Consider the following 22603-nt stretch of genomic DNA (forward strand, 5'->3'; position numbering starts at 1 on the left):
CGAGCGCGCGGAGCCTCCTGAGGAACGAAGGAGGCGAGCACGGTCGACCCTGTGAGCCCGGCTTCAGCGCCCCGGAGGCGAACCGAGCCCAAAGATAGGGGCGAGTGAGCCGAAGGGGCGCGCCGGGGGAACAGGGTCGAGCGCGCGGAGCCTCCTGAGGAACGAAGGAGGCGAGCACGGTCGACCATGTGAGCCCGGCTTCAGCGCCCCGGAGGCGAACCGAGCCCAAAGATAAGGAGGGCGCACCGGTGCTGTCGGGTCGGTGCGCCCTCGCGCGCCGGGCGGGGTGTCGTGCCCGCCCAGTTCGTGGGGCGGGCCGGGGGCGTACCCCGGCCCGCGTGTGCGTACGGGTCCGGTCAGCCGCCCAGTTCCTGGTGGCGGGCCGTCAGGCGGGCCGTACCGGCGTCCGTGAGGGAGCCGAAGAGGCGGAGGCGGGAGATGCCGCCGTCCGGGTAGATGTCGATCCGCACGCGGGAGCCGACCGCCGGGGTGTCGAGCACGAAGCGGTGGTTGGTGTCGGGCTGGAGGCGGGTCCGGTGCAGGATCTCGGTCCAGTCCTCCGAGCCCTCGGCCGCGACGGACAGCGCGGCCCAGCCGGCGCTGTTGCCCTTGAGGTACGCGGTGTCGATCTCGACGGCGCGGATCTCGGACTCGGCGACGAGCTGGTAGCGGATCCAGTCGTTGCCCTTGTCGCGGCGGCGGCGGGTCTCCCAGCCGTCGTCCATCTTGCGGGAGCGGCCGGGCTGGATGGTGTTGGTGGCCGGGGAGTAGAAGCGGTCGGAGGCGTCCTCGACCTGGCCGCCGTTCTCCAGGGCCGCGAGGTCGAAGGTGCCGAGCACGCCGAGCCACTTCGGGTCGGGGGCGACCTCGCCGTACACGCGGAGGCGGGCGATGCCGCCGTCGGGGTGCTGGTTGACGCGGAGGTGGGTGAAGCGCTGTTCGACGTCGACGGCGAAGCCGTTGGCGGCGTGGCCGCCGACGGCGGTGCGCGGGACGAGCGTCGTCCACTTCACGTCGTCGGCGAGGAGTTCCTCGGGCGAGGGCGAGCCGGGGACGGAGGCGGCCTCGACGGAGACGGCCTGCGGGTAGTTGCCGCGGAAGTGGGCGGTGTCGAGGACGATGCCGCGGACGACGCCGGGCGCGCCGAGCCGTACGAGGGCCCAGTCGTGGTCGTCCTCGGTGGGGTGCGGCTGCTGGGCGGAGATGCCACGGCGGCGGCGGGTCTCCCAGCCGTCCATGATCTTGCCCTTGTGGCCGAAGTGCTCGGGGTCGAACTCGGCGGCCTCGGGCTTGAGCAGGTTCTCGCGCTCGGCGAAGAACTCGTCGTTGGCGGCGATCACGCCCGCGCCGAGGCGCCGGTCGGCGAGGTCGGCGTACTGGGTGAAGGGGAAGTCCGCCGTCCGGTAGTCGGCGTAGGGGTCGCCACCGCCGTAAGGGCTGGCGTCGCCGGTGAAGGAGGGTATGCCGGTGCTCACGGGTCAGTTGTTCCTTTCGAGGAGGCTGCCGGAGGGCTCGGCGAGGGTGCCGTGGTCGGCGATCCGCTCGCCGCGCAGCCAGGTGGAGGTGACGACGCCGTTGAGGGTCTTGCCCGCGTAGGCGGTGATCCGGTTGCGGTGCTGGAGCTCGGCCGGGTCGACGGTGAAGGTGGCCTCCGGGTCGAGGACGGCGAAGTCGGCGTCGCGGCCGGCCTCGATCGCGCCCTTGCGGGTGAGGCCGGCGAGCCGGGCCGGGCCCTCGGACATCCAGCGGACGACGTCCGTCAGGTCGAAGCCGCGGCGGCGGGCCTCGGTCCAGATGGCGGGGAGGCCGAGCTGGAGGGAGGAGATGCCGCCCCAGGCGGACGCGAAGTCGGGCGTCTTGAGGTCGGTCGTGGACGGGGAGTGGTCGGAGACGATGCAGTCGATCGTGCCGTCCGCGAGCCCCTGCCACAGCGCGTCCTGGTTGACGGCCTCGCGGATGGGCGGGCAGCACTTGAACTCGGTGGCACCGTCCGGGATCTCCTCGGCGGTGAGCGTGAGGAAGTGCGGGCAGGACTCGACGGTGATCTTGACGCCCTCGGCCTTGGCGGCGGCGAGGACCGGCAGCGCGTCCGAGGAGGAGAGGTGCAGGACGTGGACGCGGGCGTTGAGCCGGCGGGCCTGGTTGATCAGGTTCTCGATCGCCGTGTTCTCGGCGTCGCGGGGCCGCGAGGCGAGGAAGTCGGCGTACGCGCCGCCGGAGCGCTGGGGCGCGGCGGCGAGGTGGTGGGGGTCCTCCGCGTGCACGATCATCAGGCCGCCGAAGCCGGAGATCTCGGCGAGCGAGGTCGCGAGCTGCTCCTGGTCGAGCTCGGGGAACTCCTCCACGCCGGAGGGCGACAGGAAGCACTTGAAGCCGAAGACACCGGCGTCGTGGAGCGGGCGCAGGTCCTTGACGTTGTCGGGCAGGGCGCCGCCCCAGAAGCCGACGTCGACGTGGGCCTTGGCGCGGGCGACCTCCTGCTTGACGCGCAGGTTCTCCACGGTGGTGGTGGGCGGCAGCGAGTTGAGGGGCATGTCGAGGAGGGTGGTGATGCCACCGGCGGCGGCCGCGCGGGTGGCGGTCCAGAAGCCCTCCCACTCGGTGCGGCCGGGGTCGTTCACGTGGACGTGGGTGTCGACGAGTCCGGGCAGGACGACGTCGTCGCCGACGTCCTCGAGCCGGGCCCCGGCGGGTACCTCCGCGTCGTACGGCAGCACGGCCGCGATCGTCCCTCCGGAGACGGCGATCGACGCCGGGCGTGTCCCCTCGGGGGTGATGACACGCGTCGAGCGCAGGACCAGGTTGACGTCCACCCGTACCCCTCTTCCAGTGCTTCAGGTGCTTCAAGAAAGAAATTCAACGAACTGTTGAAGGAGTCTTCACTTCCGGACGACATGTCGTCAAGGGCACACTTCCAGCATCGCCGCGGATGTCGGGCGCCGCCGGACGCCGCTTGGACGTTTCCACCAAGTGGAATGCAAATTCCGTACAGTAGAACGTAGCTCCGTACAGCCGGAGCCGACCCGGACGCCTCCGGGCCGTCGCCGACACCGGACAAACACGTCCTGACCGGCGCGGACGCCGACACCAGGACCATGTACCCCGGCCGATGGGCCGGTAGGCTGCTGCCTTGCCCGCCTGCCCCGAAAGGACCGTTGACGTGCCGACGTCCAGCGCCAGCACCACCGACGCCGCCAAGCCCGCCGCAAGCGGTGGCGTCCAGTCCCTTGAGCGTGCCTTCGACCTCCTCGAGCGGATGGCCGACGCCGGGGGCGAGGTCGGGCTGAGCGAGCTCTCCGCCAGCAGCGGACTCCCGCTCCCCACCATCCACCGCCTGATGCGCACCCTGGTCGCCTGCGGGTACGTACGCCAGCAGCCCAACCGGCGGTACGCGCTCGGCCCCCGCCTCATCCGGCTCGGCGAGTCCGCCTCCCGCCTCCTCGGCACCTGGGCCCGCCCGTACCTGGCGCGGCTCGTCGAGGAGACCGGCGAGACGGCGAACATGGCGCTCCTCGACGGCGACGAGATCGTGTACGTGGCGCAGGTGCCGTCCAAGCACTCGATGCGCATGTTCACCGAGGTCGGCCGGCGGGTGCTGCCGCACTCGACGGGCGTCGGCAAGGCGCTGCTCGCGCACACCCCGGCGGAAGAGGTCCGCGCACTGCTGGCCCGTACCGGCATGCCGGCGGCGACAGAGAAGACCATCACGACGCCGGAGGGCTTCCTCGACGCGCTCGTCGCGGTCCGCGAGACGGGGTACGCGGTCGACGACAACGAGCAGGAGATAGGAGTCCGCTGCCTCGCGGTCTCGGTCCCGGACTCCCCGACGGCCGCGGCGATCTCGATCTCGGGGCCGGCGGGGCGCGTCACGGAAGCGGCGACGGAGAAGATCGTCCCGATCCTTCAGGAAGTGGCGCGGGAACTGTCGTCGGCGCTGGCGAACACGACGGCCAACGGCGGCGCGTAGCCCTACCGGGCGGGAGCCTGGCCGGGTCGCGGGGCCGCCCGTCCCGACCCGGGCCCCGGTGTCTCGGCAGCCCCGCCGGGTCGCCCCCGGCGGGGCTGCCGTGCGGCTGCGCACCCCGGCACGGGTGCGGCCCCACCCCGCTCGGGGGTCCCTCTGGGCGAAGTCCTCGGGGAAGGAACGGTTGCCCACAGCGAGGGGTCGGCGGGGCGCAGCGCGCGGCAAGGCGGGTGGGGCGCGGCCCAGGAGGGCGGGTGTCGCCTCGGCGGGAGGAAGGGCCGCAGCTGGGCGGGCAGCGGCCCACGGCAAGCCAGGCGCGGCCCGCGGCAAGGCGCGAGGTGGGTTCAGATCCGGGCGGCTTCCGACAGGCGGCCGTCACTGACCTCCACCACCCGCCCCGCACAAGCCGCATGCGTCCGGTCGTGCGTCACCAGTACCGTCGCCGTCCCCCTCCCCACCGTCAGCCCCGCGAGCAGTTCCACCACCGCAGCCCCCCGTTCGTGGTCCAGCGCGCTCGTGGGCTCGTCGACGAGCAGGACCGCCGGCTCGTTCATCAGCGCCCGCGCGATGTTGACCCGCTGCCGCTGTCCCCCGGACAGCTGGTGCGGCCGTCGGCCGGCCAGGTCCGCGAGGCCCACGGCGTCGAGCAGTTCCAGGGCCCTGCCGCGGGCCGACTTCGCCGGCCGGCCCGAGAGGTGCGCCATCACCTGGAGCTGTTCCGCCGCCGTGAGAGAGGGCAGCAGGTTCGGCTGCTGGAACACGATCCCGATCCGTTCCCGCCGCAGCGCCGCCCGCCCGGCCGCGTCCAGCTCCCCCGTCTCCGTACCGTCGACGACGACCCGCCCGCGGTCCGGTGTCACCAGTGTCGCGGCGACCGCGAGCAGGCTGGACTTGCCGGAGCCGGAGGGTCCGACGACGGCCGTGAGGGATCCGGCGGGGACGGTGAGGGAGACCGCGTCGAGCGCGGTCAGCCGGCCGTCGCCGTCCGGGTAGGTGAGGGTGACGGCATCGAGGACGAGACTCATCGGGCACTCCCGAGCGCGGTGAGAGGGTCGACGGCGGTGATCCGCCGGATGGACAGCGCCGCCCCGAGGACTCCGAGCACCACCATCACGGCGGCCGGTCCGAGGACGGTCAGCGGTTCGAGGACGAACGGCACGTTCCCGCCGCTGACCAGCGCCCCGACGCCGACGGCGAGCCCGGTGCCGAGCAGCGTGCCGGCCGTGAGCATCAGGACCGCCTGCCCGAGGGCGTCCTTGAGGAGGTACGGGGTCGAGGCGCCGAGGGCCTTCAGGACGGCCACGTCGCCGCTGCGCTGAATCGTCCAGACGGTGAAGAAGGCTCCTATGACGAGGGCCGAGATGGCGAAGAGGAAGCCGCGCATGAGCTGGAGCGAGCCGTTCTCGGCCTGGTAGGACCCTATGGCGGTGAGGGCGTCGTCGACGGTTCGCGCCTCGGTGCCGACGGCCTCGTCTCCCGCGCCCCAGTCGGTGCCCGCGCCGCCGCGGAGCGCGATGACCGTGGCCTGCTCCTCCGCGCCGGTGCCGCTGTGGCCGAGCCGCTGCCAGTCGTCGAGGGTCGTCCACACGACCGGCGTGTGGCTGTACGAGGCGTCGCCGGCGACCGCGGCGACGGTGAGCTCGAGGGGGCCGAGGCGGACGGGGTCGCCGACGGCGACGTCCAGCTCTTCCGCCGCCGACTCCGAGAGCACGGCCTTCCCGGGGGCGGGCGCCAGGGGTGCGAGCCCGCCGTCCGATGCGGTACCGAAGGCGGAGACGGCGGCGGTGCGGTCCCCGGCGGCGCCGTTGAGCGTCCGGATGGCGAGCGGCGAGGCCGCGGTCACTCCGGGCCGTTCGGCCCACTCGCCCCACTGCTTCTCCGTCACCGTCGAGTTGGTGAAGGAGGCCGACTGCCCGGACGGTGGCGCCGCGAAGGCGAGCCGGTCGGCGGGCAGGCCGGTGATCGCGGAGACGTTCTCCCGCGCGAGGCCGGCGGTCAGTCCGGACAGCAGGCCCACGAGCAGGGTGATCAGCACGATCACGGTGCCCATGAGCGCGAACCGCCCCTTGGCGAATCCGAGGTCTCTCCATGCGACGAACATGCTGACCAGAGTGGTCGGCGCGGCCCCCCACGGGCATCGCGCCACGGATGGCTCCGTCATCAAACTTTTGGTTGAGCCCGGATTGTCTGCCGCTGTCTAGGCTGGAGGGAACATGGACCCCCACTCCTCCCTCCACCCCGCTCCCCCCTCCTCCCTCCACCCCGCCCGGCGGCCTCCGACCTCTGCCCTGCGCGCGCTGCGCGTCTGTCTGCACCTGCTGATGGCGGGGCTGCTCGTCCTCGCGGCGGTACGGGCGGACTCGGCCGCCGGGACGGTGCTCGCGGTGGTGACGGGCGCGGTCTACGCCGCCGGTTCGTCCCTGCCGTCCGTACGGGACTCGCAGCGGGCGGCCGCGGTATGGCTGGGTGTCCTGGGCGTGTGCTGGCTGGCGATGCTGTGGCTGACCCCGGAGGCGCTCTGGGTGGCCTTCCCGCTCTACTTCCTCCAGCTGCACCTGCTGCCGGCCCGCTGGTCGCTGCCGGCGGTCGTGCTGACGGCGGTCGCCGCGATCCTCTCGTACGTGGGGCACGGCGCCGCGCTCAACCCGGGTGTCTTCATCGGGCCGCTGCTCGGTGCGGCGGTCGCGGTGGCGACGGTCCTCGGCTATCACGCGCTGTACCGGGAGAGCGAGCGGCGGCGCCGGCTCATCGAGGAGCTGATCGAGACGCGGGCGGAGCTGGCGGCCGCGGAGCGGCACGCGGGGACGCTCGCCGAGCGGGAGCGGCTCGCCCGCGAGATCCACGACACGCTCGCCCAGGGGCTGTCCTCGATCCAGTTGCTGCTCCGCGCGGCGGAGCGGGCGCTGCCGGCGGACTCCCCCGCGGCGGGCCATATCGACCGGGCCCGGCAGGAGGCCCAGGACAACCTGGCGGAGGCGAGGCGTTTCGTCCGGGCGCTGTCGCCGCCGGACCTGGAGCACGGCTCCCTGGCGGCGGCCCTGGAGCGCCTGTGCGAGCCGGGGGCCGGGCCCCGGGTCCGCTTCTCCGTCAGCGGTACGCCGGTCGAGCTGCCGACCCCCTACGAGGTGGCGCTGCTCCGTATCGCCCAGTCGGCGCTCGCGAACACGGTGCGGCACGCGGGCGCGTCGCGCGCGGAGATCACCCTGTCGTTCATGGACGCCTCGGTGACCCTGGACGTGGTGGACGACGGCGAGGGGTTCGAACCCGGCGCGGTACGGACCTCGTCCGACGGCGGATTCGGGCTGCCGGCGATGCGCTCGCGCGCGGAGTCGCTGGGCGGCACGTTCACCGTCGAGTCCGCCCCCGGCCAGGGGACGGCCGTCGCCGTCTCCCTCCCCCTCCCCGCTGGAGCGTGAAGAGCATGACCATTCGTCTTCTGCTGGCCGACGACCACCCCGTCGTACGGGCGGGCCTGCGCGCGGTCCTGGACACGGAGCCGGACTTCGCCGTCGTCGCGGAGGCGGCGACCGCCGAGCGCGCGGTGGAGCTGGCGGCGGCCGGGGGTGTGGACGTGGTCCTGATGGACCTGCAGTTCGGCTCCGGGATGCACGGTTCGGAGGCGACGGCGGCGATCACGGCGGCGCCCCGCGGGCCGAAGGTGCTGGTCCTGACCACGTACGACACGGACGCGGACATTCTGGCGGCGGTGGAGGCGGGCGCCTCCGGCTATCTCCTGAAGGACGCGCCGCCGGAGGAACTGGCGGCGGCGGTCCGCACGGCGGCGGCAGGACAGTCGGCTCTCGCCCCGGCGGTGGCGCACCGTCTGATGGACCGCATGCGGACCCCGGCGGAGGCGCTGACCAAGCGCGAGCTCGAGGTGCTCCAGCTGGTGGGCGAGGGCCTGTCGAACCAGCAGATCAGCAAGGTGCTGTTCCTGAGCCAGGCGACGGTGAAGTCCCATCTGGTGCACGTCTTCGCGAAGCTGGGGGTGGACTCCCGTACGGCGGCGGTGGCGGCGGCGACGGCCCGCCGCCTGATCAGGCGCTAGAACGACGGCCACGGCAGACCGGACCCACCACCGCCGCCGCCACCGCGCGCCCGTCGCGCCATCGCCGCCACCGCGCACCCGTCAGTCGACAGGCCCCCGGGGCGCGGGCGGGCCGAAGAGTTCCACCGCCCGCCGGACTCCGGCGAGCCCTTCCGCGAGCGCGCTGACGGACCCGACCGATCCCGCGACGAGCAGCAGCGAGCGGCGCAGCCGACGTACCTCGGGGGCTCCGCTGAGCGCCATCGCGTCGAGCGCGGCGAGTTCGTCCTCGGCGATGCCCCGGTCGGCGAAATCGACCCGGTGGGCTGCCAGTTCACGTCGGAGCCGGGACACGGCGGACCGCAGTTCGGCCACCCTCGGGTCCATGCCCTCGCCGGTCACTCGCCTCTGCCCCACGCTTCGCAACATGGTTCTCCCCCTCGCACGACACTGTGCGCAGAACTCCATACTCCGAGCACCCGGAGCAGCGCTCCGAGCCGACCCCCGGGCGGTGGTCGGGCGCCGTGAGTTGCGGGTCAGTTAACTCCTTCGCCACCCCACCGCGCCACCCTTCGCCCGGGTAATTCAGGCGACCGTGTGATTCCGCCTGATGAGGTATGCAGTCCCCATGACAACAGTGCATGACCGAACAGATGTCCACCGGCCGCGTGTCGCCGGGCTGCTGCTCGCCGCCGGAGGCGGGCGGCGGCTCGGCGGGCGGCCGAAGGCACTGCTCACGCATCGGGGGCGGCCTCTCGTCGAGTACGCCGTGGGGGTGCTGCGGGCGGCCGGGTGCGAGGTGGTGCATGTGGTTCTGGGGGCGTCGGCCGAGGTCGTACGGGAGCGGGCGGAGCTGCCCGGGTGTGTGCTCGTGGACAACCCGGAGTGGGCCGAGGGGATGGGCACCTCGCTGCGGGCGGGGCTCGTCTCGCTGGGCGCCGATCCGCGCGGGGTCGACGCGGCGCTCGTCCTGCTGGTCGACCAGCCGGGGATCGGGGCGGAGGCGGTGGCCAGGGTCCGGGCGGCGTACGTCTCGCGGGATTCGCTGGCGGCGGCCTCGTACGACGGGCAGCGGGGTCATCCGGTGCTGTTCGGCGCAGGGCACTGGGCGGGGATCGCCGAGCTCGCGGTCGGCGACCGGGGTGCGCGGGACTATCTGGCGGCGCACCGGGATGCGATCACCCCGGTCGACTGTTCGGATGTGGCCGAGCCCTATGACATCGACACCGAGGAGGATCTGGCGCACTTGGAGTGAACGGCGTGGCACCCAGCGCCGTGGTCTGTCGATCCGGAGAATCTCGACATCAACAAACCATTGAACTTCCACCATGAGGAAACTAGTATCCACTGTTCAGAAGCGCCTGTCCGTTCAGAAGGCGCTTGCGGCCGTATCTCGGCGCCTGCGGCACTGCGTGCCGTCCCGCGACGCCCGGCGGCCGTCTGGCACCGCCCGTGAAGTCCGCTGAAGGAAGTGACAGTTCATGTCCGCACCAGCGCCGTCCCCCCTGGCCGTCGTCGATGCCGAGCCCCTGCCGCGCCAGGAAGAGGTGCTCACCGAGGCCGCCCTGGCCTTCGTCGCCGAACTGCACCGGCGGTTCACCCCGCGCCGGGACGAGCTCCTCGCCCGCCGAGCGGAGCGTCGCGCCGAGATCGCCCGCACGTCCACCCTGGACTTCCTGCCGGAGACCGCGGCGATCCGCGCCGACGACTCGTGGAAGGTCGCGCCGGCCCCGGCGGCCCTGAACGACCGCCGTGTCGAGATCACCGGCCCGACCGACCGCAAGATGACGATCAACGCCCTCAACTCCGGCGCGAAGGTCTGGCTCGCCGACTTCGAGGACGCCTCGGCGCCGACCTGGGAGAACGTGGTCCTGGGCCAGCTCAACCTGATCGACGCGTACTCCCGGAAGATCGACTTCACGGACCCGCGCTCGGGCAAGTCGTACGCCCTCAAGCCGGCCGGCGAGCTGGCCACGGTCGTCATGCGGCCCCGCGGCTGGCACCTGGAGGAGCGTCACCTCACCTTCGACGGCCGCCCGGTCCCCGGCGCGCTCGTCGACTTCGGCCTGTACTTCTTCCACAACGCCCAGCGGCTGATCGACCTCGGCAAGGGCCCGTACTTCTACCTCCCGAAGACGGAGTCGCACCTGGAGGCCCGCCTCTGGAACGAGATCTTCGTCTTCGCCCAGGACTACGTCGGCATCCCGCAGGGCACCGTCCGCGCCACGGTCCTCATCGAGACCATCACGGCCGCGTACGAGATGGAGGAGATCCTCTACGAGCTCCGCGACCACGCAGCCGGCTTGAACGCGGGCCGCTGGGACTACCTGTTCTCCATCGTGAAGAACTTCCGTGATGGCGGCGCCAAGTTCGTCCTTCCGGACCGCAACGCGGTCACGATGACGGCCCCGTTCATGCGCGCGTACACCGAGCTCCTCGTGCGCACCTGCCACAAGCGCGGCGCGCACGCGATCGGCGGCATGGCGGCGTTCATCCCGTCCCGCAAGGACGCCGAGGTCAACAAGGTCGCGTTCGAGAAGGTCAAGGCCGACAAGGACCGCGAGGCCGGCGACGGCTTCGACGGCTCGTGGGTCGCCCACCCCGACCTGGTCCCGATCGCGATGGCCTCCTTCGACGCCGTCCTCGGCGAGAAGCCGAACCAGAAGGACCGCCTCCGCGAGGACGTCTCCGTCGCGGCCGGCGACCTGATCGCCATCGACTCGCTGGACGCGAAGCCCACCTACGCGGGCCTGGTGAGCGCCGTGCAGGTCGGCACGCGCTACATCGAGGCGTGGCTGCGCGGCCTCGGTGCCGTCGCCATCTTCAACCTGATGGAGGACGCGGCGACCGCCGAGATCTCGCGCTCGCAGATCTGGCAGTGGATCAACGCGGGTGTCGAATTCGAGCACGCCGGAGAGACGGTGAAGGCCACCCCCGAACTGGCCCGCAAGGTCGCCGCCGAGGAACTGGCCGCGATCCGCGCCGAGATCGGCGAGGAGGCCTTCGCGGCCGGCAAGTGGCAGCAGGCCCACGACCTGCTGCTGCACGTCTCGCTCGACGCGGACTACGCGGACTTCCTGACGCTCCCCGCGTACGAGCAGCTGGTCGGCTGATCTCGGAGCAGAACGGCTGACCCGACGGCCCGCACAGCGGTCGGACAGCATCTGAGCAGGGCTTCGTCCCCGGTGTCGCACAGCACCGGAGAGGGGGCCCTGTTCCCGTTCCTGTGGGATCACAGGGGACGTGACGGAACCGAGATATGCAGCTACCTAGCGGTAACAAGCCAGTGGGTGACAGATTCCGCCATGCCACCGGCCGGCGGCTGTCCCCCACGTCACTGCGTACCGCAGGAGCACAGCCATGCCTTCGTCCCCCCACCGTGCGCTGCGCGCACTCCTGGCACTGTGTACCGCCGCCGGGCTCGCCTCCGTCGCCGCCCCCTCCGCCCAGGCCTCCCCCGGCACGGGTCCCACCGCAGTCGTCGCCATGGGCGACAGCTACATCTCCGGGGAGGCCGGCCGCTGGCTGGGCAACAGCCTCACCAACGCGGGGAACCGCACCGGCACCGACCGGGCCTGGACGGGCAGCGGTTACGACCCGTCCCGGGTGTACGGCACCACCGCGGGCGGCTGCCATCGCTCGGACACCGCGGAGGTGAAGAGCGCGGGGGCCGTCGCGAGCTCCCTGATCAACCTGGCCTGCTCGGGCGCGACGACCGACAACGTCTTCCGTGCCTCGCAGGGCGGTCAGCCCTACAAGGGCGAGGCCCCGCAGGCCGACCAGCTCGCGGCCGTCGCCGCCTCGCACGACGTGGAGCTGATCGCGCTCTCCATCGGCGGCAACGACCTCGGCTTCGCCGACATCATCGCCACCTGCGCCAAGGACTACATCGTCTGGTACTCGTACTGCCACGACGACCAGCAGGCAGAGGTCGACGCCCGGATCGACGGCGTGATGGCGGACGTCGGCCGCTCGGTCGACGAGATCCGGGCCGTGATGACGGGCGCCGGATACACCTCGTCCGACTACCGGATCGTCCTCCAGTCCTACCCCTCCCCCATCCCCCGCGCCTCCGAGAACCGCTACGGCGAGAGCGGCTGGACCCGTACGAACACCGGCGGCTGCCCCTTCTGGAACGGCGACTCCGACTGGGCCCGCGACTCCCTCGTCCCGCAGCTGGCGAACCGCCTCAAGGGCGTCGCGGCGGCCAAGGGCGTGCAGTTCATGGACCTGCGGGACGCGCTCCAGGGGCGTGAGGTGTGCGCCAGGGCGAGCCGTCAGGTGACGTCGACGTCGCCGGCGTCGGGGACGACGAGCGAGTGGGCGCGCTGGATCGACAGCCAGAGCACGCAGGGACTCGTCCAGGAGTCCATGCACCCCAACGCCTACGGTCAGCAGGCCCTCGGCCGCTGCCTGGCCCTGGTCCACGCCCGCCCGACGGGCAACCACAGCTGCCGGAACACGGCGGGGTCGGGACCGTCGGCGATGTACCTCACGGCGGGGTAGCGACAGAGCGGGGCAGGCGCCGCAGCGCCTGCTACGGCGCCAGGCCGAGCGGGCCGAGGACCCGTTCGGCCTCGTGCCGGTCCGCCGCCCGCATCGCCCGGACCAGCGCGGCGGAACCACCCGGCCAGGCGGCCGCCGCCGTGTCGAAGGCGGCACGGCGGGACTCCAGAGGCCCCTTCTTGGCGGGCAGCGCGTCGAGGACGAACAGCGCCCGTGCCGCGATGCCCACCTGGATCAGGTCGGAGGGCTCTCCGCCTGCGCGGAGGGCCTGATGGGCGTACGCGCCGATCACCGGGTCGCGGAGGGCCGCGCGCAGCGCATCGGGCGGGGCGGCGGCGGTGTCGAGGACGCCGAAGAGCCCACGGGTGGCGGCGGCGTCCGGAGTGCCGGCGTGGACGGTGCCGAGGGCGGTCAGCAGCAGGGACCAGGCGTCGGCGGTGTTCCCGCGCGCGTGGAGCCAGTCGGCGAGCACGCGCGAGGCCACGCACGTGGGCCAGCCCACGGCGGCGGCGACCGCCTCGGTGGCGGACCACGCCCTGGCCTCGGCGGTGTCGGGGGCGGCGATCCCGCGGACCCCGAGGAGATAGCGGACGACGCCGGCGCCGCGCGGGGTGAGCCCGAAGGCGTCGCCGGAGCGGAAGACCAGGCCGGTGGCGGCGAGTCGGTCCAGGACCGCGGCGAGGTCGCGGGCCGGGCCCTCCAGCCGGGCCCGGTCGGTCTCCGTCAGATCGGTCGTACCGAGGAGCCGTACGAGTTCGAAGACGGGCGGGACGAGGTGCGAGGACTCGAACGCCCCGTCCGGTACCGCCGCCGGTACGGGTACGGGCAGGTCCTCCACGGCCGGATCGACGGTCCAGTCCTCGTATTCGGCGGCCTTGCGGGCGACGGACTCGGCCGAGCAGCCGCGCCGGTAGACCACGTACAGCAGATGCGGCGCCTCGCCCCCGTAGGGCTCGAACTCCTCCTCGGACAGCTCCTCGACGGCCGTGATGAGGGTGTCGGCGTCCTCCTCGACCGGACCCGCCTCGATCGCGGGCGGCGGGGGTACGGGCACGGCGATGTCGCCGTAGTGGTCGAGGTGCTCGTCCAGGAGGGCGTCGGCCAGGACGAGGTGGGGGAAGTCGTCGGGCCCGGGCGCGAAGCGCGCGTACGGCCCGGCGAGCTGCTCGGCGAGTCCGGCGGCGGTCCACCGGTCCTGGAGCGCGGCGGCCACCTGCCCGATGCCGGTCGCGACGGCGTGGTCGGTGAGCAGCGGCCCGGCGGCGGGCGGCACCTCCGCGTCCCGTACGTACGCGCGCGTGAGGGCCTCGGCGAGCAGGACGTCGGCGAGGGCGGTACGCCCCATGAGGTCGGCCCGGTGCACCCCGTCGGGCAGCGGCGCCCCGTCGAGGGCGGCGAGCCGGCGCCGTACGTCCTCGGCGTCGGCGAGGTCGGCTCCGCAGGAGCGCAGGAGCTGGGCGTACCACCGGTGCCAGGTCAGGTTCCCCGGGTCGGTCATCGCCCGCTCGAAGTCCGCGGCGGCCTCCCGGACGGCCACGGCGACCTGCTCGCCCCGGGCTCCGTCGAAGCGTGCCGCGAGCCGGCCGACCACGGCGGGATAGACGGCGAGCGCCCCGGGCGGTGCGTACACGAACGTCGGCAGGTCCTCGACGAGCAGCTGCCGTACGAGCCCGGGTGTCGGCTCGGGCACCCCCGACTCCCGGTCGGCCCCCCGGAGGGCGAGGAGGCCCAGCACCGCCTCGGCGGCACGCACGAAATCGGGATCGCGGCGCTCGGGTGCTCCGTCGAGGAAGCTGTCGAGCCCGGTGTTGGTGAGAACGGTCTCGGCCACGCTTCCCAGGGTAGTTCGGCGGGGGACGAATCGGACGTACGACGCAGGGGTGCGCCGGAGGAATCACCGGTGTCCCGGGCGCCTCCGGAGGGCTCGGACCACCTGAGTTCCGCGCGGGATGCGGGCCCGCGCGCCGCCGGGCGCCCGGTCGGCCGACGCCCTCGGTGCCCCGTTCCGGCCGATCCCCGGGTCCGACTCCGGGCGCCCCTCCGGGCGCGTCCGCGGTGCCGTCAGCGCACCGCCACCGTCCGGGGTGCCGAGAAGTCGCCCCAGGTGCCGTCCGGGAGTTGGGCACGGAGGGTGACGGTGTAACGGGTGCCCGGGGGGTCCTGGACCGGGAAGGTGTAGGTGGCGCGGCCGGGGGGCGGGGCGGTGCCCCAGATGACGGTGGTCGCGAAGCGGCCGTTGAGATGGAGTTCGTGGTGGGTCACGGGGGCGCCCGTGTCCGGTGGGGTCCAGGTGACGGTGATCTCGCCCTTGGCCGCGGTCGCGGTGAGGCGGGTGGGGGCGGTGTTCGCGGGCGCGCCCGCGGACGGGGCCGTGGTGAGGTCGGCGGGGGCGCTGTCCGGGGAGGAGTTCTCGGCGGCGTCGCGGGCGCGGACGGTGAACGCGTAGGCGGTGCCGGGGCGCAGGCCGGTGACGTGGGCGGTGGTGGCGGTGCCGGGGACGGTGTGGATGCGGGTGTCGGCCTGGTAGACGTCGTACGCGGTGACCTCGGTGTCGTCCTTCGCCGCGGACCAGCGGAGGGTCACGGCGCGGCTGCCGTCGGGGGTCGCGCGAAGTGCGGCCGGCGTGGTGGGGGGCGTGCGGTCCTCGGCGGCGGCGCGGAGGGTGGTCGCGGTGACGGTGGCGCTGGGGGGTGAGACGTTGCCGGCGGCGTCCCGGGCCCGGACGGTGAAGCGGTGGAGGGCGGCGGGGGCGAGGCCGACGACGTCGGTCATCAGGGTGGTGGCGGGGAGGTCCTTGACCTTGCGGCCCTCGCTGTAGACCGCGTACCCGGTGACGGCCCGGTCGTCGGTGGCCGCGCTCCACATCACGTGGACGGTACTGGCGCTGCCCGCCGTCGCGGTGACCCCGGAGGGGACGGTCGGGGCGCGGGTGTCCTTGGCCTCGGGAACGGCGGCGCCGGAGCACCCGGCGAGGGTGAGCGTCAGCGCGAGGGCAGTCAACAGGCTTGCGGCGAGCGGGCGTTGCACGGGCCGGCCTCCGTCCGTCGGAAAGGTCCAGACCTATATCGCACAGTCGGGCCGGTTGCGGCAAGGGGGCGTTGTCAGTGGTGTGCGCTTCACTGAGAACATCACTCTCCGTAGTCGAATCTGGGGGAATCATGACGGACCGTACGACCTATGTGAGCCACGCCGGGGTACGCCGCCGCGGCTGGAGCGACACGATGGTGCGGAAGCTGCTCGGCACACCCGACGCACAGGGCCGCGACCCGCGCCGATGGTCCCCCGCCCCCCTGCGGCTGTACCTCCTGGCGCGGGTCGAAACGGTGGAGCGGACACCCGAGTTCGCCGAGACGTCGGCGCTCTCACCCGCCCGCTCCTCGGCCGCCGCGGCCCACGCCGAACGACGCAGGGCTGCCGTCCTGGCCGCGATCCGCGCGGAACCGATCGAGGTTCCCCGGCTCCCCGGACCCGAGCTGGAGCGCCGGGCGGTCCGCCACCGGCAGCTCCTGGGGGCGCGGAGTCCCGGGACGCCAACGGGAGGCGGGGCTCCGGCCTGCGCGCTCGTACGGTGGCAGGTGAGCTACCTCCGGCACGCCCTCGCGCGGTACGAGGCGCTGCTCGACGGCCTCTACGGGGACACCGGGCGCGGGGAGGCCGAGCGGCTGCTGCGGCGCCGGCTGTACGAGGCGATCGGCGCGGCGTATCCGGCGCTGGCTCAGGAGTGCCGTCGCAGGATCGCGGTGGAGCGATGAGCGGGCCGAGCGGGCGAGCGGGCGAGGCTCCCTTCGGTGCCGGCACCCGCGAGCGTCAGCCGTGCAGCCGGCCGGCGATCGCCCGGCAGGCCGCGGGGATCGGGGCCACGATCCTCACCGCGCACCGGGTGCGGAGCTCCTCCGCCGCGTCGCCCAGCGGGCCGCCGCCGATGACGACCGCCCGCGCCCCGTCCCGCTCCACGCACGCGCGGACCGCCCGCTCCAGTTCGTCGAGGAGCGACTCCGGTTCGGCGGAGAGGTGTTCGGGGCCGCCCGTGGTCAGGCGGAGGCCCGTGTACCGGTCGGCGAGGCCGAGGGCCGTCACACGGGCCGCGATGGACTCGGCGAGGAGCGGTGTCGTGGTGGCGATACCGAAGGGGGTGCCGCCGGCGGCCGCCTCCCCGAGGGCGGCCTCGCCCAGGCCCACCACGGGTACGTCGGTGGCCGCGCGCAGTTCCGCCGCGCCCGGGTCGCCGAAGGCTCCGACCAGGAGGGCCGCGCAGTCGCCGGCGGCCGTGGCGCGGAGGCCCGCGGCGACGACCTCCCGGGCGGCGGCGTCCAGCGCGGCGGGGTCGGTGAGCATGCGCGGGCCACGGGTCACCGTCACGCCGCGGACGGGGAAGGCGCCGCCCAGGGCGCGTCGGGCGAGGGCGGTCATCATCGCGGTCGTGGCGGTGGAGGTGTTGGGGTTGATCAGCACCACGGCCCCGGGCCCCGCGGCGTGCGCGGGGACCGGGGCGTGCGGTGGGGCAGCGGGCGGGTTCAGTGGACGTGCGCCGCCTTCGCCGTGTGGCTGCCGGAGATCTCCTCGCCGGGCTCCATCGGAGCGGTGACGTCGTCGTCGTCCCGGCCCCGGCCCAGGTGGTTGAAGACCACGTTGAGCAGGACGGCCGCGACGCAGCCGGTCGAGATGCCCGAGTCCAGGATGATCTTCGCGGTCTCCGGGAAGGCGTGGTAGAACTCCGGCGCGGTGATCGGGATGATGCCGACGGCCAGCGAGACGGCCACGATGAGGACGTTGTTGTCCTTCTCGAGTCCGGCCTTGACCAGGGTCTGGATGCCGCTGGCGGCGACCGAGCCGAAGAGGACGACGCCCGCGCCGCCGAGGACCGGCCGGGGGACGACCGAGATCAGCGAGGCGGCGACCGGCGAGAGGCCCATCAGGACCAGGAAGCCACCGCCGCAGGCGACGACGAAGCGGCTGCGGATCCGGGTCATGGCGACCAGACCGATGTTCTGCGCGAAGGCGCTGCACATGAAGCCGTTGAAGAGCGGGCTGATCGCGGAGCCGAGGGTGTCGGCGCGCAGCCCGGCCGCGATGGTCTTCTCGTCGGCGGGCCGTTCGACGATCTCGCCGAGGGCCAGCATGTCGGCGGTCGACTCGGTCATGGAGACCAGCATGACCACGCACATCGAGATGATCGCGGCGAGGGCGAACTGCGGGCCCCCGAAGTGGAACGGCGTCGGGAAGCCGACGATGTCCGCCTCGGTCACCGGGGAGAAGTCGGTGACGCCGAACGGGATGGCGATGACGGTGCCGATGACGAGGCCGAGGAGGACCGCGATCTGCTTGACGAAGCCGCGGGTGAAGCGGCGGAGCAGGAGGACGACGACGAGTGTGACGGCGGCCAGCGAGAGGAACGTGGTCGAACCGTAGTCCTCGGCCGCGGGGTTGGGACCCTGCGCCCAGCCGAAGGCGACCGGGAGGAGGGAGACGCCTATGAGGGTGATCACGGTGCCGGTGACGACCGGCGGGAAGAACCGCACGAGCCGGGAGAACCAGGGGGCGGCGAGGAAGCCGAGGAGGCCGGCGACGATGATCGCGCCGAAGATCACGGGGAGTGCGTCGGCCTTGTCGTCGGTGGTGTCGACGATGGCGAGCATCGGCGCGACGCCGGCGAAGGTGACGCCGTTGACGAAGGGGAGCCGGGCGCCGATCTTCCAGACCCCGAGCGTCTGGAGGAAGGTCGCGAGCCCCGCGGTGAAGAGGCTGGCTCCGGTCAGGAAGGTGAGTTCGGTACCGGAGAGGCCGACGGCCGCTCCGACGATCAGGGGCGGGGCGACGACGCCCGCGTACATGGCGGCCACGTGCTGGAGGCCGCTGGTGAGCATCTTCAGTGGGGGCAGCGTCTCGTCGACCGGATGCGTCTCACGGTCGTCGGGGGCGGAGCCTGCGTCTTGTGCATTGCGAACCTGGGGCTTGGCGGCCACGGCGGTTCCTCCGGTCGGTTACACGTCGGCGGTGACGCGGGGTTCAGGGAGGTGGTGCAAGCGGTGCGGGTGCAGGAGGTGCGGCTCGTTGCGGGGGTGGTGCTCAGCAGGGGTGACACGGTGCGCGCGGGGAGTCGCGACGCGGAACGGGGCGCCCGGTGGGGGGCGGGCGGTATCACCGTCCCGGGAGGTGCCGTACGTCTTCTGCGTACGGCACCTCCCGGTCGGGCTGCCGCGGACCCCGCTCGGGTCCGCGGCGACCGACCGAGGGCCGTCCCCCTCGGTCGGACTCCATGGGGAGGGTCAGCCCTGGGCCGCGATGCGGGCCAGACGCTGGGCCTCCGCGCGCGCGTCGCGCGCGATGGTGTCCTCGTCGACGGTGAGCAGTCGGTTGTTCTCGACGATCTGCTTGCCGTTGACGAAGGAGGCCGTGACCGGGGCCGCCGCGCCGAAGACGATGGCGGTGACCGGGTCGGCGATGGTGGAGTGGCCGAGGCCGTCGATCTTCCACAGGACGAAGTCGGCGAGCTTGCCGGCCTCGAGGGAGCCGATGTTGTCGGCGCGGCCGAGGACCTGCGCACCGCCGTAGGTGCCGAGGCGGAGGGCCTGGCGGGCGTTGAGCGCGGCCTCGCGGTGGGCGCCGAGCCGGTTGATGAGGAGCGCGTTGCGCAGCTCGGTGTGGAGCTCGCCGGACTCGTTGGAGGCGGTGCCGTCGACGCCGAGGCCGACGGGTACGCCCGCCTTCAGCATGTCGGGGACGCGGGCGATGCCGGCGGCGAGACGCGCGTTGGACGAGGGGCAGTGCGCCACACCGGTCTTGGTGCGGGCGAAGGCCGCGATGTCGGAGTCGTTCATGTGGACGCAGTGCGCCATCCACACGTCCTCGCCGAGGAAGCCGGTGGACTCGAAGTAGTCCGTCGGGCCCATGCCGAACAGCTCGTGACAGAACTTCTCCTCCTCCACGGTCTCCGAGCCGTGGGTGTGCATGCGCACACCCAGGCGGCGGCCGAGCGCGGCGCCCTCCCGGAGGAGTTCGGTGGAGATGGAGAAGGGCGAGCAGGGGGCGACGGCGACCTGGGTCATCGCGTCGAAGGAGGCGTCGTGGTACTTCTTCACCGTCTCCTCGGTCGCGGCGAGCGCGCCCTCGGTGGTCTCGACGGCGAAGTCCGGCGGCAGGCCGCCGTCCTTCTCGCTGCGGTCCATGGAACCGCGGGCGAGGGTGAAGCGGACGCCCATCTCGGAGGCGGCGCCGATGATGGCACCGGACAGGTCGCCGGAGTTCACCGGGTACACGTAGTGGTGGTCCATGGCGGTGGTGACACCGCCGCGGGCCATCATGGCCAGCGAGCCCTGCGCCGCGGCGCGCACCATCTGCTCGTCGATCCGCGCCCAGGTCGGGTAGAGGGCGACGAGCCAGTTGAAGAGGTTGTGGTCGGTCGCCAGGCCCCGGGTGATCCACTGGTAGAAGTGGTGGTGGGTGTTGACGAGACCGGGCGTGACGAGATGGCCGGTGGCGTCGATGCGCCGGACCACGTTCTCCAGGCCCTCGGGAGCCGTGCCGGCGCCGATGGACTCGATCTTGTTGTCCGCGACGACGAGGTAGCCGGAGGCGTACTCGGTGTCGTTCGCGTCGACGGTCGCGATCGCCGCGTTCTCGATGACGATGCGCTGGGCTGCCGAAGGTGCTGCCATGGCGGTGCTTCCTTCATTCCTCGGGGGTGGTGTGGGCACGGCAGGACCCTAGGAGGATTTGAGTGCCGGAGCCGTATGACGGCTCCGGGTGCCGAGATGGTGGAAGAACAGATTCAGCAGGACGGCGACGAGCGCGCCGGCGCTGATGCCGGAGCCGAGCACGGTCTGCGCCCAGGCGGGGAACTCGGCGTAGAAGGTGGGCGCGGCGAGCGGGATGATGCCCGCTCCGAGCGCGACGGCCACCAGGATGATGTTGGAGCTGTCGTCGAGTCCGGCTTCCGACAGGGTGCGGATGCCGCTGACCGCGATGGAGCCGAAGAGGACGATGCCGGCGCCGCCGAGGACGGGCATCGGGACCATGGAGACGACCGCGCCGAGGACCGGGAAGGCGCCGAGGACCAGGAGGGCGCCGCCGGCGACGGCGACCACGTACCGGGAGCGCACCCGGGTCAGCGAGACGACGCCGACGTTCTGGGCGAAGGCCGAGGTCGGGAAGCCGCCGAAGACGGGGCCGATCAGGGTGGCGATGCCGTCGGTGCGCAGTCCGCGGGTGATGGTCCGGCCGTCGCTGCGCCGCTCGCAGATCTCGCCGAGGGCGAGCATTCCGGCGCTGGACTCGGTCATCAGGACCAGCATCACGATGCACAGGGAGAGGATCGCGGCGGGCTGGAACTCGGGGGCGCCGAAGGCGAAGGGGGCGGGCAGCGCCGCGACGGGCGCCTCGCGCAGGGCGGTGAAGTCGGCCATCCCGAAAGGGATCGCGGCGAGGGTGCCGATGAAGAGGCCGAGCAGCAGGGCGATCTGCCTGACGAAGCCCTTGCCGAAGCGCTGGAAGAGCAGGATGACGACGAGGGTGAAGCCGGCGAGTGCCAGGTACTTCATGGCGCCGAAGTCGGCGGCGGTCCTGTCGCCGCCCTGCGCCCAGCCGACGGGCACGGGCATCAGGGTGACCCCGATGAGGGTGATGACGACGCCGGTGACGAGCGGCGGGAAGAAGCGCAGGAGTCTGCCGAAGAAGGGGCCGACGGCGAGGCAGAACACTCCGGCGACCATCACCGCGCCGTAGATGGCGGGGAGTTGATGGCCGGGGGCGCTGGTCTCGGCGATGGCGAGCATCGGCGCGATGCCGGCGGAGGAGGCGGCGTTGACGAACGGCAGCCGGTTGCCGGCGAAGCCGCGGACACCGAGCGTCTGCAGGATGGTCGCGCAGCCGGCGATGAGCAGGCTGGCGGCGATGAGCCGGGTCATCCCGGCCGCGTCCAGGCCGACGGCCTGGCCGATGATGAGCGGAGGGGTGACCACGCCGGCGTACATGGCGGCGATGTGCTGGAGCGCCGCGGGGACGAGCCGCGAGGCAGGAAGCTTTTCGTCCACCGGGTGGACCTGGTCGGTCGTGTCCGGCAGGGTGGAACACGGGCCTTCGGCGGGTGCTGGCCCCTTTGCTGGCTGTGCCATGAGAATCCCTCCGGTCCGGCGCGGCCCCCGCCCGACTGCGGGCGGGCGGGGGCCGGTCACGCGGACGCCGCTTAGAGGTTGGTCATGTCGACCGGGATCTGCGCCGTGGCTCCGTCGCGGAGGACGGTGGCCTCGATGAGGCCGTACATGCGGTCGGCGGCGTAGTAGACCTCGTTGTCGTTCTTGAGGCCGAAGGGCTCGAGGTCGACCAGGAAGTGGTGCTTGTTCGGGAGCGAGAAGCGGACTTCGTCGATCTCGGAGCGGTGGTTGATGATGCGCGTGGCCATCTGGTACAGCGTCTGCTGGAGGGAGTACGAGTACGTCTCCGAGAAGGCCTCGAGCATGTGCTTCCTGGTCTGCTCGTAGGACCGCTCCCAGTTGGGCATGCGCTGCTCGTCGTCGGTCCAGTTGAAGCGCCAGCGGGCGGAGACCTGCGTGGCCAGGATGCGGTCGTACGCCTCCTGGAGCGTCGTGTACTGGTCCTTGATGTAGCCCCAGAACTCCGAGTTGGTGGAGTTCATGACGACGAGGTCCTTGAGGCCGGAGATGATCTCCCACCGCTCACCGTCGTAGGTGATCTGGGTGACCCGCGTCTCCTGGCCCTTGCGGGCGAAGGAGTGGTTGACCTCGTCGGCGCCGATGAACTTGGAGTTGGCCTCGGAGGACGCGATGCGCTCCCAGGAGTACTCCTCGATCCGGATGCGCGCCTTCCTGATCGGCTCCTGGCTCGTCACGAAGTGGCGGGCGAGGTGGATGCCGAACTGCTCGGCGGACTCGATGCCGTACTCCTTGGCGAACGCGAAGATGGTGTTCTTCGTCGTGTCGGTGGGGAGGCAGTGGGCGTTGGAGCCGGTGAGGTGGACGTCGTCGAGGTCGCCGGAGAGGGCGACGGAGACGTTCAGGTCCTTGATGTGGTGGGTGTCGCCGTCCCGCGTGATCTTGACGACGCGGTTCTCTGCTTTGCCGTACTGGTTCTGGCCGAGAATCGTGGGCATG

19 protein-coding genes are annotated in these 22603 nt (G+C 72.6%); 7 read left to right on the forward strand and 12 right to left on the reverse strand.

From position 1 onward, the window contains the following. Nucleotides 1-356 precede the first annotated feature (356 nt). Complete coding sequence (alc, locus tag ACZ4XX_RS16880) at nt 357-1475, reverse strand: allantoicase (protein WP_468508663.1); 1119 nt, start codon at nt 1473-1475, stop codon at nt 357-359. A gap of 3 nt (nt 1476-1478) precedes the next feature. Continuing rightward, nucleotides 1479-2813, reverse strand: coding sequence for an allantoinase AllB (gene allB / locus ACZ4XX_RS16885; protein WP_468508664.1), 1335 nt, complete (start codon nt 2811-2813; stop codon nt 1479-1481). Nucleotides 2814-3160: 347 nt separating this feature from the next. Here allB and ACZ4XX_RS16890 point away from each other — a divergent pair, with 347 nt between their 5' ends. Then, nucleotides 3161-3967 carry an IclR family transcriptional regulator gene (locus ACZ4XX_RS16890; RefSeq protein ID WP_468508665.1) on the forward strand — a complete coding sequence of 269 codons (807 nt, stop codon included), beginning with the start codon at nt 3161-3163 and terminating at the stop codon, nt 3965-3967. 341 nt (nt 3968-4308) lie between these two features. Here the strand turns inward: ACZ4XX_RS16890 and ACZ4XX_RS16895 are convergent, their stop codons facing one another. After that, nucleotides 4309-4989, reverse strand: a complete 681-nt coding sequence (locus ACZ4XX_RS16895) for an ABC transporter ATP-binding protein (RefSeq protein ID WP_468508666.1) — start codon at nt 4987-4989, stop codon at nt 4309-4311. Beyond that, on the reverse strand, nt 4986-6065 hold the full coding sequence (locus ACZ4XX_RS16900; protein ID WP_468508667.1) for an ABC transporter permease: 1080 nt from the start codon (nt 6063-6065) through the stop codon (nt 4986-4988). The genes ACZ4XX_RS16895 and ACZ4XX_RS16900 overlap by 4 nt, the downstream gene beginning before the upstream one ends. A gap of 112 nt (nt 6066-6177) precedes the next feature. Here ACZ4XX_RS16900 and ACZ4XX_RS16905 point away from each other — a divergent pair, with 112 nt between their 5' ends. Next, complete coding sequence (locus ACZ4XX_RS16905) at nt 6178-7380, forward strand: sensor histidine kinase (RefSeq protein ID WP_468508668.1); 1203 nt, start codon at nt 6178-6180, stop codon at nt 7378-7380. A gap of 5 nt (nt 7381-7385) precedes the next feature. After that, entirely contained in the window at nt 7386-8012 is a 627-nt protein-coding gene (locus ACZ4XX_RS16910) for a response regulator (protein WP_468508669.1), read from the forward strand. A gap of 81 nt (nt 8013-8093) precedes the next feature. Here the strand turns inward: ACZ4XX_RS16910 and ACZ4XX_RS16915 are convergent, their stop codons facing one another. Next, entirely contained in the window at nt 8094-8420 is a 327-nt protein-coding gene (locus tag ACZ4XX_RS16915) for a DUF5955 family protein (RefSeq protein WP_468508670.1), read from the reverse strand. Nucleotides 8421-8619: 199 nt separating this feature from the next. Here ACZ4XX_RS16915 and ACZ4XX_RS16920 point away from each other — a divergent pair, with 199 nt between their 5' ends. The 3 genes from ACZ4XX_RS16920 (at nt 8620) to ACZ4XX_RS16930 (ending at nt 12497) form a co-directional block, all read left to right on the forward strand. Further along, nucleotides 8620-9246 (forward strand): nucleotidyltransferase family protein, encoded by a 627-nt coding sequence (locus ACZ4XX_RS16920; protein ID WP_468508671.1) that lies wholly within the window; start codon nt 8620-8622, stop codon nt 9244-9246. Between the two features lie 226 nt (nt 9247-9472). Further along, entirely contained in the window at nt 9473-11104 is a 1632-nt protein-coding gene (gene aceB, locus ACZ4XX_RS16925) for a malate synthase A (protein ID WP_468508672.1), read from the forward strand. Between the two features lie 247 nt (nt 11105-11351). Next, nucleotides 11352-12497, forward strand: a complete 1146-nt coding sequence (locus ACZ4XX_RS16930; RefSeq protein WP_468508673.1) for a GDSL-type esterase/lipase family protein — start codon at nt 11352-11354, stop codon at nt 12495-12497. A 31-nt stretch (nt 12498-12528) separates the two neighbouring features. Here the strand turns inward: ACZ4XX_RS16930 and ACZ4XX_RS16935 are convergent, their stop codons facing one another. Together ACZ4XX_RS16935 and ACZ4XX_RS16940 are read right to left on the reverse strand one after the other, a co-directional pair. After that, nucleotides 12529-14328, reverse strand: coding sequence for a hypothetical protein (locus ACZ4XX_RS16935; protein ID WP_468508674.1), 1800 nt, complete (start codon nt 14326-14328; stop codon nt 12529-12531). 230 nt (nt 14329-14558) lie between these two features. Further along, a complete protein-coding gene (locus tag ACZ4XX_RS16940) occupies nt 14559-15524 on the reverse strand; it encodes a fibronectin type III domain-containing protein (protein ID WP_468508675.1) in 966 nt (321 codons plus the stop codon). A gap of 131 nt (nt 15525-15655) precedes the next feature. Here ACZ4XX_RS16940 and ACZ4XX_RS16945 point away from each other — a divergent pair, with 131 nt between their 5' ends. Further along, the gene (locus ACZ4XX_RS16945; RefSeq protein WP_468508676.1) at nt 15656-16249 is read left to right on the forward strand and encodes a hypothetical protein; all 594 of its coding nucleotides are present in this window, start codon (nt 15656-15658) and stop codon (nt 16247-16249) included. 55 nt (nt 16250-16304) lie between these two features. On the opposite strand, the gene ACZ4XX_RS16950 is transcribed toward ACZ4XX_RS16945, so the two are convergent. From ACZ4XX_RS16950 to pucL, 5 genes are all read right to left on the reverse strand, one after another. Next, entirely contained in the window at nt 16305-16952 is a 648-nt protein-coding gene (locus ACZ4XX_RS16950) for an aspartate/glutamate racemase family protein (RefSeq protein WP_468508677.1), read from the reverse strand. A gap of 59 nt (nt 16953-17011) precedes the next feature. After that, on the reverse strand, nt 17012-18460 hold the full coding sequence (locus tag ACZ4XX_RS16955) for a nucleobase:cation symporter-2 family protein (protein ID WP_468508678.1): 1449 nt from the start codon (nt 18458-18460) through the stop codon (nt 17012-17014). 303 nt (nt 18461-18763) lie between these two features. After that, complete coding sequence (locus tag ACZ4XX_RS16960; RefSeq protein WP_468508679.1) at nt 18764-20152, reverse strand: 8-oxoguanine deaminase; 1389 nt, start codon at nt 20150-20152, stop codon at nt 18764-18766. 48 nt (nt 20153-20200) lie between these two features. Further along, on the reverse strand, nt 20201-21607 hold the full coding sequence (locus ACZ4XX_RS16965) for a nucleobase:cation symporter-2 family protein (RefSeq protein WP_468508680.1): 1407 nt from the start codon (nt 21605-21607) through the stop codon (nt 20201-20203). A 71-nt stretch (nt 21608-21678) separates the two neighbouring features. Then, entirely contained in the window at nt 21679-22602 is a 924-nt protein-coding gene (gene pucL / locus ACZ4XX_RS16970; protein ID WP_468508681.1) for a factor-independent urate hydroxylase, read from the reverse strand. Nucleotide 22603: the final 1 nt, after the last annotated feature.

This window comes from Streptomyces sp. NPDC029956 (assembly GCF_055574655.1).

Coding starts and splice junctions, on each gene's coding strand:
- ACZ4XX_RS16895 (WP_468508666.1), bottom strand. CDS start 4,989: ATGAGTCTCGTCCTCGATGCCGTCACCCTCACCTACCCGGACGGCGAC.
- ACZ4XX_RS16945 (WP_468508676.1), top strand. CDS start 15,656: ATGACGGACCGTACGACCTATGTGAGCCACGCCGGGGTACGCCGCCGC.
- pucL (WP_468508681.1), bottom strand. CDS start 22,602: ATGCCCACGATTCTCGGCCAGAACCAGTACGGCAAAGCAGAGAACCGC.
- ACZ4XX_RS16965 (WP_468508680.1), bottom strand. CDS start 21,607: ATGGCACAGCCAGCAAAGGGGCCAGCACCCGCCGAAGGCCCGTGTTCC.
- ACZ4XX_RS16905 (WP_468508668.1), top strand. CDS start 6,178: ATGGACCCCCACTCCTCCCTCCACCCCGCTCCCCCCTCCTCCCTCCAC.
- ACZ4XX_RS16920 (WP_468508671.1), top strand. CDS start 8,620: ATGACAACAGTGCATGACCGAACAGATGTCCACCGGCCGCGTGTCGCC.
- ACZ4XX_RS16960 (WP_468508679.1), bottom strand. CDS start 20,152: ATGGCAGCACCTTCGGCAGCCCAGCGCATCGTCATCGAGAACGCGGCG.
- ACZ4XX_RS16930 (WP_468508673.1), top strand. CDS start 11,352: ATGCCTTCGTCCCCCCACCGTGCGCTGCGCGCACTCCTGGCACTGTGT.
- ACZ4XX_RS16910 (WP_468508669.1), top strand. CDS start 7,386: ATGACCATTCGTCTTCTGCTGGCCGACGACCACCCCGTCGTACGGGCG.
- aceB (WP_468508672.1), top strand. CDS start 9,473: ATGTCCGCACCAGCGCCGTCCCCCCTGGCCGTCGTCGATGCCGAGCCC.
- ACZ4XX_RS16900 (WP_468508667.1), bottom strand. CDS start 6,065: ATGTTCGTCGCATGGAGAGACCTCGGATTCGCCAAGGGGCGGTTCGCG.
- ACZ4XX_RS16915 (WP_468508670.1), bottom strand. CDS start 8,420: ATGTTGCGAAGCGTGGGGCAGAGGCGAGTGACCGGCGAGGGCATGGAC.